This window comes from Streptomyces sp. NBC_01217, assembly GCF_035994185.1.
Lineage (GTDB): Bacteria > Actinomycetota > Actinomycetes > Streptomycetales > Streptomycetaceae > Streptomyces.
This window is the reverse complement of sequence record NZ_CP108538.1, coordinates 539705-552747: the sequence shown is the minus strand read 5'-3', so window position 1 is coordinate 552747 and position 13043 is coordinate 539705. Positions and strand designations below refer to the sequence as shown.

The 13043-nt window shown below is 69.6% G+C and carries 12 protein-coding genes; 4 read left to right on the top strand and 8 right to left on the bottom strand.

What is annotated here, in order from left to right:
* Positions 1-8 precede the first annotated feature (8 nt).
* Genes OG507_RS02220 through OG507_RS02210 form a run of 3 tightly spaced genes read left to right on the top strand, consistent with a single transcriptional unit; the run spans position 9 to position 4592 of the window.
* Positions 9-2264: an ArnT family glycosyltransferase gene (locus tag OG507_RS02220; protein WP_327365400.1), complete on the top strand. Its 2256-nt coding sequence runs from the start codon at positions 9-11 to the stop codon at positions 2262-2264.
* A gap of 49 nt (positions 2265-2313) precedes the next feature.
* Positions 2314-3057 carry a response regulator transcription factor gene (locus OG507_RS02215; protein WP_327365399.1) on the top strand — a complete coding sequence of 248 codons (744 nt, stop codon included), beginning with the start codon at positions 2314-2316 and terminating at the stop codon, positions 3055-3057.
* Entirely contained in the window at positions 3054-4592 is a 1539-nt protein-coding gene (locus tag OG507_RS02210; RefSeq protein ID WP_327365398.1) for a sensor histidine kinase, read from the top strand. The genes OG507_RS02215 and OG507_RS02210 overlap by 4 nt, the downstream gene beginning before the upstream one ends.
* 77 nt (positions 4593-4669) lie before the next feature.
* Here the strand turns inward: OG507_RS02210 and OG507_RS02205 are convergent, their stop codons facing one another.
* Genes OG507_RS02205 through OG507_RS02195 form a run of 3 tightly spaced genes read right to left on the bottom strand, consistent with a single transcriptional unit; the run spans position 4670 to position 5865 of the window.
* The gene (locus tag OG507_RS02205) at positions 4670-4906 is read right to left on the bottom strand and encodes an IS3 family transposase (protein WP_327365397.1); all 237 of its coding nucleotides are present in this window, start codon (positions 4904-4906) and stop codon (positions 4670-4672) included.
* A 3-nt stretch (positions 4907-4909) separates the two neighbouring features.
* A complete protein-coding gene (locus tag OG507_RS02200; RefSeq protein WP_327365395.1) occupies positions 4910-5563 on the bottom strand; it encodes an IS3 family transposase in 654 nt (217 codons plus the stop codon).
* Positions 5560-5865, bottom strand: coding sequence for a transposase (locus tag OG507_RS02195; RefSeq protein ID WP_327365050.1), 306 nt, complete (start codon positions 5863-5865; stop codon positions 5560-5562). Before OG507_RS02195 ends, OG507_RS02200 begins: the two co-directional genes overlap by 4 nt.
* A 490-nt stretch (positions 5866-6355) precedes the next feature.
* On the opposite strand from OG507_RS02195, the gene OG507_RS02190 reads away from it, so the two are divergent.
* Positions 6356-6718: a hypothetical protein gene (locus tag OG507_RS02190; RefSeq protein ID WP_327365393.1), complete on the top strand. Its 363-nt coding sequence runs from the start codon at positions 6356-6358 to the stop codon at positions 6716-6718.
* 162 nt (positions 6719-6880) lie between these two features.
* Here OG507_RS02190 and exaC read toward each other — a convergent pair whose 3' ends face one another.
* From exaC to OG507_RS02165, 5 genes are all read right to left on the bottom strand, one after another.
* Positions 6881-8404 (bottom strand): acetaldehyde dehydrogenase ExaC, encoded by a 1524-nt coding sequence (exaC, locus tag OG507_RS02185; protein ID WP_327365392.1) that lies wholly within the window; start codon positions 8402-8404, stop codon positions 6881-6883.
* 98 nt (positions 8405-8502) lie between these two features.
* A complete protein-coding gene (locus OG507_RS02180; protein WP_327365391.1) occupies positions 8503-9753 on the bottom strand; it encodes a GAF domain-containing protein in 1251 nt (416 codons plus the stop codon).
* Between the two features lie 105 nt (positions 9754-9858).
* Positions 9859-10452, bottom strand: a complete 594-nt coding sequence (locus OG507_RS02175; RefSeq protein WP_327365390.1) for an N-acetylmuramoyl-L-alanine amidase — start codon at positions 10450-10452, stop codon at positions 9859-9861.
* A 23-nt stretch (positions 10453-10475) separates the two neighbouring features.
* On the bottom strand, positions 10476-11492 hold the full coding sequence (locus tag OG507_RS02170) for an acetamidase/formamidase family protein (protein WP_327365389.1): 1017 nt from the start codon (positions 11490-11492) through the stop codon (positions 10476-10478).
* Positions 11489-12976, bottom strand: a complete 1488-nt coding sequence (locus OG507_RS02165) for an APC family permease (protein WP_327365388.1) — start codon at positions 12974-12976, stop codon at positions 11489-11491. Before OG507_RS02165 ends, OG507_RS02170 begins: the two co-directional genes overlap by 4 nt.
* Positions 12977-13043 lie beyond the last annotated feature (67 nt).

Here is a 13043-nt window from a genome sequence, read left to right as displayed (position 1 = left end):
TTCCCGACATGAGCAACTCCGCGCACATCAGGCCCGCACCGGCGGCATCGGCAAACGACGGGGGGCACACGAGTACGTCCGTCCGCTCGCTGCCCGCCTGGGCGGCACCCGTGGCGCTCGGCGCCGTCCTCGTGCTCGCGGCCGTCCTGTACGGCTGGGCACTGGGCTCCCTGGGGTGGGCCAACAGCTACTACTCGGCGGCAGTGAAGTCGATGGGGAAGAACTGGACGAACTTCCTCTTCGGCTCCTTCGACCCGGCGGGCGTGATCACGGTCGACAAGCCCCCAGCCGCGCTGTGGCCGCAGGTGATCAGCAGCAAGATCTTCGGGATGCACGGCTGGGCGCTGATCCTGCCGCAGGTACTCGAAGGTGTGGCCGGGGTGCTGGTGCTGCACCGCACCGTGCGCCGCTGGGCGGGGGAGGGTGCGGCGCTGATCGCGGCTCTGGTGCTCACCCTGACGCCCATCACCGTGGCCATCAACCGGGACAACAACCCGGACACACTGCTGGTCCTGCTACTGGTGTCGGCGGCGTACGCGCTCACCCGCGCGCTGCAGGCCGAGGATCGGACCGCGACCTGGTGGCTGTGCGCGAGCGGCTTCCTGATCGGGTGCGGATTCCTCACCAAGATGCTCGCCGCCTGGATGGTCATTCCCGCGTTCGCCGTCGCCTGGCTCGTGGGAGGAAGCGGCCCCTGGATACCGCGAGTGCGGCGTCTGCTGGGCGCGGGAGCCATCCTGGCGGCGTCCTCCCTGTGGTGGGTCGCCATGGTGACCCTGTGGCCGGGTGACCGCCCCTACATCGGCGGCAGCACGGACGGCTCGGCCTGGGACCTCGTGATCGGCTACAACGGGCTGGGGAGGGTCTTCGGCTCCAGCGACGGAGCGCCCCAGGGGACGGGCGGATTCGGCGGCGGATTCGGCGGCGGATTCGGCGGTCAGGCCGGCGTGGGCCGCCTGTTCGGCGCACAGGTGGGCGGTCAGATCAGCTGGCTGCTGCCGGTCTGCGCGCTGGCCCTGGCCGTCGCCGTCGCCGGCGTGGTGCTGCGCCGACGGGGCGCACTGCCCGACTCCGCCGTGCTGCCGGCCCCCGGCTGGCTGCTGTGGGGAATCTGGCTGGTGGTCTGCGGGGCGGTGTTCTCGACCCAGAAGGGCATCTTCCATCCCTACTACACCACTCAGCTCGCACCGGCGATCGCCGCCCTGTGCGGTGGACTGATGGCCGCCCTCGTCCGTGTCCACCGCGCCGGCCTGCGCTGGGCGCCTCTGGTCGGCGTGGCCGCGGTCGTGGTGAGCGTGGCCTGGGCCGTGAAGCTGGTCCGCCGTGCGCCCGACTGGAACGGCTGGCTGGTGTGGCCCGTGCTGCTGGTCGGTTGCGTCGCGGTCGTCCTGCTGGTGCTGTCACGACGCCGAGGCCGGCTGTTGACGGTTGCCGGTTGCGCCGCGGTCGCATCGGTTCTGCTGGCGCCGGGAGCGTGGGCGGTGGCCGTACCCGGCTCCATCAGCACGGGGGGCTCCAACCCGATGGCCGGTCCGCAGACGCTCGGATTCGGCGGAGGGGGTGGCATGCCCCGGCAGGGCTCGAACGGTGGAGACCTTCCCTCGGGCATGCCGTCCGGGATGCCGTCGAACATGCCGGGCTTCCCCGGCGGTGGCACCTCTTCGGGACAGACCGCTGAACCTCCGTCCGGCGGAGTGCCTTCCGGCATGCCCACAGGAGGAGCGAACGGTATGCCCGGTGCACCCGGGGAAGCGGGCTCGAACAGCCGCGGCGCACCCTCGTTCCCAGGTGCCGGCTCAGGAAGGGCCCCTGGTGGGGGCGGCGGCTTCGGTAGTGGGAAACTCACCGCCGAACAGCGCAAGATCATCCAGTACGCCGTCGAGCACGCACCCCACGCACGCATCAAGCTCGCCGTCGAGGGCGGCGCCCTCAATGCCAGCGCCTACATCCTGGGCACCGACGAGACCGTCATCGCCATGGGCGGCTTCACCAACAGCGACGACTCGCCGTCGGTGGCCCAGCTGGAGAAGTGGACCAAGGACGGCGAACTACGCTACATCCTGGGCTCCGACACGAACGGCGGCGGCATGCCGGGCCTGGCCGGCGGATACACCAAGCAGCGCTCCGACTGGATCGCCGACCATTGCACCAAGGTTCCGACGTCGGCATACGGTGGCACCTCCGGCAAGTCGTCACAGAACAACGCCGGCGGCGCGATGGGACTCGGAGGAGGCAACGTGCTCTACGAATGCGCCGCCAAGTGACCGAAGCCCGGACGACGGTCGGGACACGGCAGAACGGACCAGCAGACGCATGACCGAGCAGCCCACAGCCGCGCGGCCGGGACATCGGCTCCTCGTGGTCGAGGACGAGCCCAGCATTCGCACCCTGCTGGAGGCGACGCTTCGCCTGACCGGATACGAGGTGAGCAGCACCGGCACCGGTCAGGCGGCCCTCCTGGAGGTCGAACGCCTTCAACCGCATCTGGTGCTGCTGGACGTGATGCTGCCCGACCTGGACGGCTTCGAGGTGACCCGCAGGCTGCGGGAGGCAGGCAACGACTGCCCGATCCTGTTCCTGACCGCCCGCACCGGCACCGACGATCGCATCGCCGGCCTCAGCGCCGGTGGGGACGACTACGTTGCCAAACCCTTCAGCATCGAGGAGGTGCTGCTGCGCATCGAGGCCATTCTGCGTCGCACCGCGCCGCCCGCCGAACGGCAGGCGCTGCAGAGTGTTCTGCGGTACGCCGACCTCGAACTCGACGAGAGCGCCCACGAGGTGCACCGCGCAGGCCAGTACGTCGCCCTGTCGCCAACAGAGTTCAAGCTCCTGGCCTACCTCCTGTCGAACGCGTGCCAGGTGGTGAGCAAGGTCCAGATCCTCGACCACGTCTGGAGCTACGACTTCGCGGGCGACGCCCGGATCATCGAGACGTACGTCAGGTACCTGCGCAGGAAGATCGACTGCTTCGAGCCGCCACTGATCCACACCGTGCGCGGCGTCGGCTACTGCCTCAGGCTTCCCCGCGACCACGCAGGGACCTCGGACCAGTGACCCGGTTCCTGCCCCGGCCGCCCAAGTCGGTGCGACGGCGCCTCATCCTCGGCGCGACCCTGCTCGCCACCGCGGCAGTCCTGACCTCCCAGGCGATCGGCTATGTGGTGCTTCGCTCCTGGCTGCTGGACCGCGTCGACGAGCAGCTTGTCGAGTTCCATACACCGGCTCCCGCCTATGACGACGCTCTCCAAGGCAGGCTCCCGGACCCGGGGGAACGCCCGGACATACTTCCCTCGGACTTCCACGTCTACTTCTACGACTCCTCCGGGCGCCGTCTGAACGACTCCCTGGGCTCCGAGACCAAGCCAGGGCCCCGGTTGGCCGATCAGGCGGAGGAGCTCGGACTGCGGGACGGCCACTTCGAAACGGTGCCCGCCGTCAGTGGTGACGGCCGCTGGCGGGTGCTGCTGAACCCCGGTCCGGACGGCATGAGCGCGGTGGTCACCCTTCCGCTCGACACCGTCGACGGCGCCACATCGAAGCTCCTGTGGCTGAACGCCGTGCTGCTCGCCGTCACGATCGTCGCCCTGATCGCCCTGGGCCGGTGGGTGGTTCCTCTGGGGCTGCTGCCCCTGACCAGAATGGAACGGACGGCTCAGGAGATCACCGCAGGCCGACTCGATCTGCGGTTGCCCGACACCGATGCGCATACCGAGATCGGACGACTCGGCCTGGTCCTGAACTCCATGCTCGACCGCCTGCAGAAGGCGCTGCTGGCCCGAGAGGCCTCGGAGGCCCGCCTTCGCCGGTTCGTCGCCGACGCCGGGCACGAGCTGCGCACTCCGCTCACCGCCATCCAGGGCTACGCCCAACTCGCCCTCCGCCCGGAACCGCGCTCGGCCCTCGAACGAAACGAGGCCAACCGGTTCATCGCACAGAACGCGGAACGCATGAGTCTGCTCGTCGACGACCTCCAGTTGCTCGCGACCCTGGACAAGGAACCTTCCTACCGCAGGGAGCGGGTCGACCTGCTGTCCCTCGCGGCGGACGCCGTCAGCGCCGCCGCCGTCCACAGCGAGAACCACCCCGTCGACCTCGGCCCGCTGCACACCCCGGCCGATCCCACCGGAGCCGAGGAACTCGACGTCGCGGAGACCGTCGGTGACTCGCACCGGTTGCGCCAGATCCTCGAGAACCTGCTCTCCAACGCCCGCATCCACACCCCGCCGGGCACCCGCGTGCACGTCCGTGTCGGTACGACCAAGGCGGGTCCCGGAACCGGCGGCACGGACCGACCCGGGCGCTTCTCCGCTTCACAGCCCCTGCCGGAGGGCCTGCCGATCAGCGTGATCGAGGTGGCGGACGAAGGGCCGGGCCTCGCACCCGCCGACGCCGAGCTCGTCTTCGAGCGCTTCTACCGCGCCGACCCCGCCCGTTCCCGCATGCACGGCGGCAGCGGCCTCGGCCTGGCCATCGCCGCGACCATCGCCGAGGGCCACGGCGGCCGGCTCGAACTCGACACGGCCCCCGGCCGCGGCTGCACCTTCCGCCTGGTCCTGCCCGCGGCCGACTTCGGCCAGGAATCCCGCTGATCCCGCGCGGAGGGGTGTGCGGCCCTCAGGGGCCGAGATCCGACTGAAGTTCCCCCGTGATGTTGGACACTCAGCACTTACGCCGCGAGGGCATGTCCGTGCTCGTGCCGCTGCCGGATCTCCAACGGGGTCAGATAGCCCCACACTGGATGCTTCCGCAGCCGCCTGCGGTTGTAGAAGGTCTCGATGAACGCGAAGATCTCGGCGCGGGCGGTGGCCCGGTCGCGCCACTGGCGGGTGCCGATCTCTTCCTTCAGTACCGCGAAGAACGACTCGGCGGCGGCATTGTCGAAGCACGAGCCGGTCCGGCCCATGCTCTACCGAAGCCCCAACCGGCCTATCTCACGGCGGAGTTCCTTGGACGTGTACTCGCTGCCGCGGTCCGAGTGCGCGATGCAGCCGGGCTGCAGACGGCCGCGGCCGGTGGCCATGGTCAGTGCGTCGACGACCAGGCTCGCCCGGTGATGGTCGGCCATCGAGTAGCCGACCACCTCGCGGGTCGCCAGGTCCAGCCAGGTCGCGAGGTAGAGCCAGCCCTCGTCGGTGGCGATGAAGGTGATATCGCCGACCAGCCGAGTGCCGGGCTCACGGGCGGTGAAGTCACGGCCGAGCAGGTCCGTCGCGGGCACGGCCTTCTTCGCCGGACGGGTCAGACTCCGCCGCCTGCGGCGGGTGACTCCGGTGATGCCGCGTTCGCGCATGACTCGCTCGATGCGCTTGCGGTTGACCCGGTGACCGAGCCGACGCAGCTCAGCGTGGATGCGCGGCACTCCGTACGCGCGCCGCGAGGCGATGTGCAACACCGTGATCTCGTGCGCGAGGGCGTCGTCGGCAGCCTTCCGGGCGGTGCGGGCCTGCTGCCCGGCCCGCCAGGCATAGAAGGAGGAGCGGGCCACTTTCAGCAGCCGGCACAGGAGGGCGACGTTGTGGGTGGTCTTCTCCGCCTCGATGAACGCATACACCGCGCTCACCGATCGCTCTCTTTCGCGAAGAAGACCGCCGCTTTTCGCAGCACCTCAATGGTCTCGGCCTGCTCGCGGGCCAGCCTGCGCAGCCGGCGCAACTCCTCCCGCTCGGCCGTCGTCAGCTCGCCCGGCGCCCCCTGACCCCGGTCGGCCTGATCCTGCCTGACCCAGTTCCGCAGCCCCTCGGCGCTGACCCCGAGGTCCCTGGCCACCTCGGTGACCGTCCTGCCGGAGGAGCGAACGAGGGCGACCGCGTCCCGCTTGAACTCCTCCGAGTACCGCTTGCTGCGGTTGCTCTTGCTTCCCACCTGGCACTACTTCCTCTGGAACTTCACGTCCCAGTCTCCAGGTGTCCAACATCAAGGGGAAGCTTCACTGCCTGCATGCCGGCCAGCGCCTTCCTGGCCGTCCAACGCGCCCAGATACCCGAACCCGATCCAGCGCCGGAAGAGGGGGCCGACCTGGGAAAAGACCACAGCCCCGGCGTGAGCGAGGCCGCTGGCTGATCCCTGGACCGCTGCTGCGGCCCTCCGTCCACACCATCCGGCACTGCCTGGCCGCCACCCGCCTCAACCCGCACCACCCCGTCGAAACCATCCTGACCTGCGAGTTATGGCGCCGCCTACACCAGACCCGAGCCCAGGTCAGCCACTACCGACGCCGCGGCGACCCACTTCCGATCCGGCTACAGCCCTGGGCGCACCACCGACCGATCCCGCCGATCACCGACCCTCAAGATCTCCGGCTGTAGTACCTGTGCCCATCCCACCGCAGTTCGTACGCATGCTGCGTGCCCACGTGGAACGCTTCGACGTGGCACCTGATGGCCGACTCTTCCGGAACGAGGCTGGCAACTACGTCGACGCTGCCCCATACGGCAAGACGTGGGCGCGGTCCCGGCAACACGCCCTGACTCGCCCGGAGCGCACCTCTGGCCTGGCTAAGCGACCTTACGATCTCCGGCACGCGGGGATCTCGTTCTGGCTCTACTCCGGAGTGGACCCGGCCGAATGCGCCCGCCGCGCCGGCCAAAGCATCGAGGTTCTCTTCCGTCACTACGCCAAGTTCCTCGACGGCGTTCGAGAACAGGCGAACCGCCTCATCGAGCAGTCGATGCAGGAGTGGGGGCGTGTCAGCCAAGGCGAAGCAACCGAGGGCTGAAGCGTGGGTTTGGTCCGTGACTGGTCCGGAAGTACTGGTCAGGAGCGGTACAGGTGTGGGAGGAACTGGGAGTTAGCACGCAAGCCGGGCTCGGCCGAGAGCAAGCTGAGGGAAAGGCGCCTGACGGGTGAAAGACCAGGTCAGGCGCCTTTTTTCGTGCGCCTAGAAGAAGCCCAGCTTCTTCGGCGAGTACGACACCAGAAGATTCTTCGTCTGCTGGTAGTGCTCCAGCATCATCTTGTGGTTCTCTCGGCCGATCCCGGACTGCTTGTACCCGCCGAACGCGGCATGGGCCGGGTACGCGTGGTAACAGTTCGTCCAGACCCTGCCCGCCTGGATGGCACGGCCCGCCCGGTACGCGGTGTTCATGTCGCGGGTCCATACGCCCGCCCCGAGGCCGTACAGAGTGTCGTTCGCCGTACGGATCGCGTCGTCGAAGTCCGAGAAGGAGGTGACCGCCACCACCGGGCCGAAGATCTCCTCCTGGAAGACCCGCATCCGGTTGTCGCCCTCGAAGATGGTCGGCTGGACGTAGTAGCCGCCCGCCAACTCCCCGTCGTACTCGACCCTCTGACCACCCGTGAGGACCTTCGCGCCCTCCTGCTGGCCGATGTCCAGGTACGAAAGGATCTTCTGCAACTGGTCGTTGGAGGCCTGGGCGCCGATCATCGTGTCCGTGTCCAGCGGGTGTCCCGGCGCGATCTTCTCGGTGCGGGCGATGCCCGCCTCCAGGAATTCGCTGTAGTGGCCGCGCTGGATCAGTGCGCGCGACGGGCAGGTGCAGACCTCGCCCTGGTTGAGGGCGAACATGGTGAAGCCTTCGAGGGCCTTGTCGCGGAAGTCGTCGTCCGCGCTCCACACGTCGTCGAAGAAGATGTTCGGCGACTTGCCGCCCAGCTCCAGCGTCACCGGCTTGATGTTCTCGGAGGCGTACTGCATGATCAGCCGCCCCGTCGTGGTCTCACCGGTGAAAGCGATCTTCGCGACGCGCGGGCTGGAGGCGAGGGGCTTGCCGGCCTCCGCGCCGAAGCCGTTGACGATGTTGACGACGCCGGGCGGCAGGAGATCGGCCACCAGTTTCAGCCAGACGTGGATGGAGGCCGGGGTCTGTTCGGCCGGTTTGAGGACCACCGCGTTGCCCGCCGCGAGCGCCGGGGCCAGCTTCCAGGTCGCCATCAGGATGGGGAAGTTCCACGGGATGATCTGCGCGACGACACCCAGCGGCTCATGGAAGTGGTACGCGACCGTGTCGTCGTCGAGCTCGCTGAGCGAGCCCTCCTGGGCGCGCAGCGCACCGGCGAAGTAGCGGAAGTGGTCGATGGCCAGGGGGATGTCGGCGGCCAGGGTCTCCCGTACGGGCTTGCCGTTGTCCCAGCTCTCGGCGACCGCCAGCTCCTCCAGATGAGCCTCCATCCGGTCGGCGATCCTGTTGAGGACCGAGGCGCGGTCGCCCGCCGCGGTGGCTCCCCAAGCGGGGGCCGCGGCGTGTGCCGCGTCCAGGGCCGCCTCGATGTCCTCGGCGCTGCCGCGGGCGATCTCGGTGAAGGGGCGGCCATTGACGGGGCTGGGGTTCTCGAAGTACTGGCCACGGGCGGGCGGGACGTACGCGCCGCCGATCCAGTGGTCGTAGCGGGACTCGTACGAGACGATGGCGCCCTCGGTGCCCGGTGCAGCGTAACGGGTCATCTCTGTGGCCTCCCGGATCCGGTGCCGCCCGCCGTTGGACGGCCCTCGGCTCAGGGTAGGCAGCGCGACGTTGCAACACCGTTGCAGCGGGACGCGGGCTACCGCTGCTCGGTATCGAGCGCCCGGGACCTGGCCAGCAGTGCAGGGCGCTGTTGTGCGGGTACGGCTGCAGCGAGCGCCTGCCAGACCGGGAGGTCGTCCTCGCCCCAGGGGCTGTACGCCCAGTCGGCCAGCAGCCCCGGGTCGCCGCGTGCGATGAGCGCCGCCCGCAACTGCCCGGCGAGCCGGTGGCGCAGCCGGGCGACGGACGGTGCCTGCGAGCCCGGCAGCAGCGGACCCGCGTAGGAGCTGAGCGCCGCCGCCACCGCGCCGGACGACAGCCTGCGCGCCACCGTGTCGAAGTCGGCGTCGACGGGCGCGGAGAGACGGTAGGGGCGGGACAGGAGGAGCTCGGGGCCGAGCAGGCGCCGCAGCCGGGAGAGTTCGGCCCGAAGCGTCACCGGGGTCACCGACTCGTCCTCGTACAGCTCGACGAGGAGTTCGTCACCGCCCAGGCCCTCGGGGTGGCGGGCCAGCGTCACCAGGATCTCGCTGTGCCGCCTGCCGAGCCGGATCTTGCGGCCTCCCGCGACGAGCAGCGCCTCGTCCCGGCCGAGCGCGCTGAGCTGTACGGCATCCCCGGCCGGCGAAGGTGCGAGCAGCGCGAGATGCGACTCGGCGGCCCGCGCCACCGCCTGCACGAACGCCAGGCTGTGCGGGTGCGCGAGCCGGTCCCCACCGGTGATGTCCACGGCGCCCAGCAGCCGCCCCGTGTGCGGGTCGTGGAGCGGAGCCGCCGCGCAGGTCCACTTCTGGACCGGCCGCAGGAAGTGCTCGGCGGCGAAGACCTGCACCGGCCGGTCCACTGCGATGGCCGTCCCGGGCGCGTTCGTCCCGGCCGCGGATTCTGCCCAGCGGGCGCCCTCCACGAAATTCATCCGGCCCGCGGCCCGCCGGGTCACCGCATGCCCTTCGACCCACAGCAGCCTGCCGTGCGCGTCGCACACCGCCAGAAGATGCTCGCCGTCCCTCGCGTACGCGCTCATCAGCTCACGGATCAGGGGCATCGCGGGCGCCAGCGGATGGCCGTCCCGGTACGGCCCCAGTTCGTCCGCGCCCAGCTCGACCAGGGCCGCACCGTCCGGGCTGACCCGGGCCCGTACGGAGCGCCGCCAGGACTCGCCGACCACCGGACGCACCGGGCGCTCCAGCCGTCCGGCCGTGGTGAACACCTCGTGTGCGTGGCGCAGCTGGCCGAGCCGTGCGCCCGGGTCCGCATCGGCTGCCAGGGCCACCCAGGGGTCCGTCAACTCACCCTCCCGTCCAGGGGTGTCGTACGCACCCCATCGTGGCCGCAGTCGACGTCCGCGACAACAGCGGTGCGCAGAGCAATCGGACGCGGCCGCGAAGACGGGTCAGCCGGCCGAGTAGAGATTGACGAGCCGGATGTAGCGCACCCAGTCCCAGTTCGGGCCGGGATCGGTGTGGTCGGTGCCCGGGACCTGTGCATGGCCGAGGATGTGCGCACGGTCCTTGGTGATGCCGTAGCGGTCGCAGACCGAGGCGGTCAGCAGCGCCGACTGCTCGTACATGGCGTCGGTGAAGTACGCGGGCTGGTCCACCCAGCCCTCGTGCTCGATGCCGATACTGCGCGTGTTGTAGTCCCAGTTGCCCGCGTGCCAGGCGACGTTCTTCTCCCGGACGCACTGGGCGACATAGCCGTCCGCCGAGCGCACCACATAGTGAGCGGAGACCTGTTTCGCCGGATTCTGGAAGATCCCGATCGTGCTCGGGAACGTCTCCTGGGTGACATGGATGATCACGTACTGGACCGGATAGGCCGAAGGGCGCGTCGAGGCCGTGTAGTTGGACGTCGACGCGGGTGACCAGTGGGCGAGCGGATAGTCGGTGTCGCCCGCCGCCGCGGAAGCCGCGGCGCGCGCGGAGGCCGGGAGCAGCGCTGCGGCCGCCGTCACGGCGGCGCCCTGAAGAATCCTTCTGCGGTGCATGAACACTCCTGTGTGTGGGGGGATCAGGAACTGGACAGCAGTGTCGCAGTCTCCCGCAGATGACGGTGAAGTCCGCGATGGGGATCGCCGGTGGGCAGCCACTCCTTGCGGATCTTTGCCACACACGTGTAGTTGGTGTCGCACACATTGGCCAATGGAGCCTCACCGGCCTGGCTGACCAGCTGATAGGCATCGAGTTCGGACAGGCCGTAGTCGCGCGCCAGCCACCGCACCAGGTCCAACTGCGAGATGCGGAAGGCGTCTTCGAGCGGACGGGCGGATCCGGTCGACATCAGATGTGTGTCGGACTCGATGCGCGGCCACGGCGTCGCCACCCCCTTCAGCAGCTCGACCAGCACCACCGTGTTCATCGCGCACTCCACGGCGACCCCGCAGGTCTCACCCTCGCCCTGACGGGCGTGACCGTCCCCGAGGCTGAGCAGCGCACCCTCGACATTGACGCCCAGATAGCAGGTGACGCCCGCCCTCATCTCGGGCGTGTCCATGTTCCCGCCGTGTGCGTCGGGCACCAGCGCGGACCGTACCTCCAGATTGGCCGGTGCCACCCCGACCGTGCCGTGCATCGGATCCATCGGCAGTTCCACCTGGACGTCGCTGTCCCTGGCGCTGAACAGACAGGTGCGGCGGGCCCGGTCGAGCTGCCACATCCACACCACCTCGGGCAGCGGAGCCTGCAGCGACGCGGTGGTGTGCGTGGAGGTGAGCGCCCCGAACAGCGGCACGGTCGTCGAAGCGGCCCAGTCCCTGGCCGGTTCGACGGACACGAAGTGCACCGCCACGGTGTCGCCGGGCTCCGCGCCCACCACATGGAAGGGGCCGGTCTGCGGGTTGAGGAAGGGGAACTCACAGACCTCGGAGACCAGGTCCTTCTCCGAGCGCACCCGTCCGGCGAAGCAGTCCTCCGTGTACACATCGAGGAACGTCCCCGGTTCGATACGGGCGACCGGCGCCGCTCCGCCGAAGGTCCAGGCGTACTCGCCCTCCTTGGGACGGACGGTCAGGATACGGGGATCATTCATCGCTGCACTGCTCCTGTTCGGTGCTCCCCGGCCGGTTCCGGGGCGTCGTCGAGATGGATCCGTCCGGTCTGTGCCACGCGCTCCGGATGTCTGCGCAGCAGCACCGCCAGCACAACGATCCCGATCAGCATCCAGACACCCACGACCGGACCGGCGTACGAGACGGGCGCGCTGAGCCCGGAGACGAAGTCGAAGGCCGGGATCCCGGCGGCCGTCAGCAGCGCGGGCACGAACGCCGCGATGCCCAGCACCGGGAAGAGAAGATGGAGTACGGGGTTGAACGCGTCGCGCCGCCGTCGCAGGAAGTACCCGGAGCAGGCCAGATTCACGACGATGTACACCCCGATGATCACCGTCACGATCACGGTGGCCAGCAGCACGAACGCGGTCACCGGGTCATAGGCGAACCCCAGTCCGAGTGCCGCGCCGACCGCGATCACGAACTGCGCGGCCACACCGGTGACGGGGGAGCGGCGCCGCGGGTGGAGCCGCGCGAAGGCCTGGGGGAACACCCCGATGCGGCCGAGGGCGAAGGCCGTCCGGGTCGACACATTGGCGCACGCATTGGCGTTGGCCACGGTCGAGTTGACCACGGCGAGGAAGAGCAGCACCCAGAACAGCCCGAACGAGGCGCGGGCCACGCCCTCCCACGACGCCGCCCCCGAAGCGCCGAACGCGGCGAATCTGTCGGGCCCGAAGTACACGGACATCGCGTACGTGGTCAGGACGTACACCAGGCCGATGGAGAGTGCCGCGCCGAGCACCGCACGCCGCATCGTGCGCCGCGGATTTTTCGTCTCCTCTGCGAGCGGCGCCGCGGCCTCGAAACCGGCGAAGGCCAGCACGGTGTAGACGGAGCCGGCGAAGATTCCGCTGACGCCGTCGAAGCCCTCCGCGGTGTGCGAAGTGCCGAACACCGAAAGGGTGTTGTCCGGGCCCGCGCGCCCGATGAGCAGCACGGCGAAGGCGACGAAGACGAGCACCTCGAAGATGCCGAGCACCGTGCCGAACCGGGCGGAGGCCCGTACGCCGAAGTACCCGGCGAGGGCGATGATCACCGCACCCAGCAGCGACCACGGCCACCACAGATCCGCCGGGTAGGACGACCACTCCTGGTGCAGGGTGCCCGCCGTGGTGAAACCGAGCTGAAGCAGCAACAGCGCGGGCACCAGCGCCTCGACGAAGACATAGCCCCAGCCGACGAGAAAGCCGGTGGCCGGATGCAGCCCCTGCGCCGAATAGGTGGCGACCGAACCGGCGGCCGGTAGATGGCGCGCCAGCTCCGCGACGCACGACGCGGTGAACAGACACGCGACCAGAGCCACCACCACGGACAACGGCAGACTGCCGCCCGCGAACGCGGCTCCGGCCGGAATCGACGCGGCGATCGCGGCGGCAGGGGCCATCGCCGTGATGCTCTGGAAAAGGATCTCGCGCAGCCCGATGGCATCGCGTAGCAGTCCGCTGCCCGAATCCCCCGACACCCGTGTCCCCCTTGGTCCGATGACCGGAAGGTGTTCTCCGCTGTACGGCCGAGCGTCTCGCGCGCCC

Coding starts and splice junctions, on each gene's coding strand:
- OG507_RS02205 (WP_327365397.1), bottom strand. CDS start 4,906: ATGGGCCGGACCGGCTCGTGCTTCGACAATGCCGCCGCCGAGTCGTTC.
- OG507_RS02215 (WP_327365399.1), top strand. CDS start 2,314: ATGACCGAGCAGCCCACAGCCGCGCGGCCGGGACATCGGCTCCTCGTG.
- exaC (WP_327365392.1), bottom strand. CDS start 8,404: ATGACCCGTTACGCTGCACCGGGCACCGAGGGCGCCATCGTCTCGTAC.
- OG507_RS02170 (WP_327365389.1), bottom strand. CDS start 11,492: ATGAATGATCCCCGTATCCTGACCGTCCGTCCCAAGGAGGGCGAGTAC.
- OG507_RS02175 (WP_327365390.1), bottom strand. CDS start 10,452: ATGCACCGCAGAAGGATTCTTCAGGGCGCCGCCGTGACGGCGGCCGCA.
- OG507_RS02220 (WP_327365400.1), top strand. CDS start 9: ATGAGCAACTCCGCGCACATCAGGCCCGCACCGGCGGCATCGGCAAAC.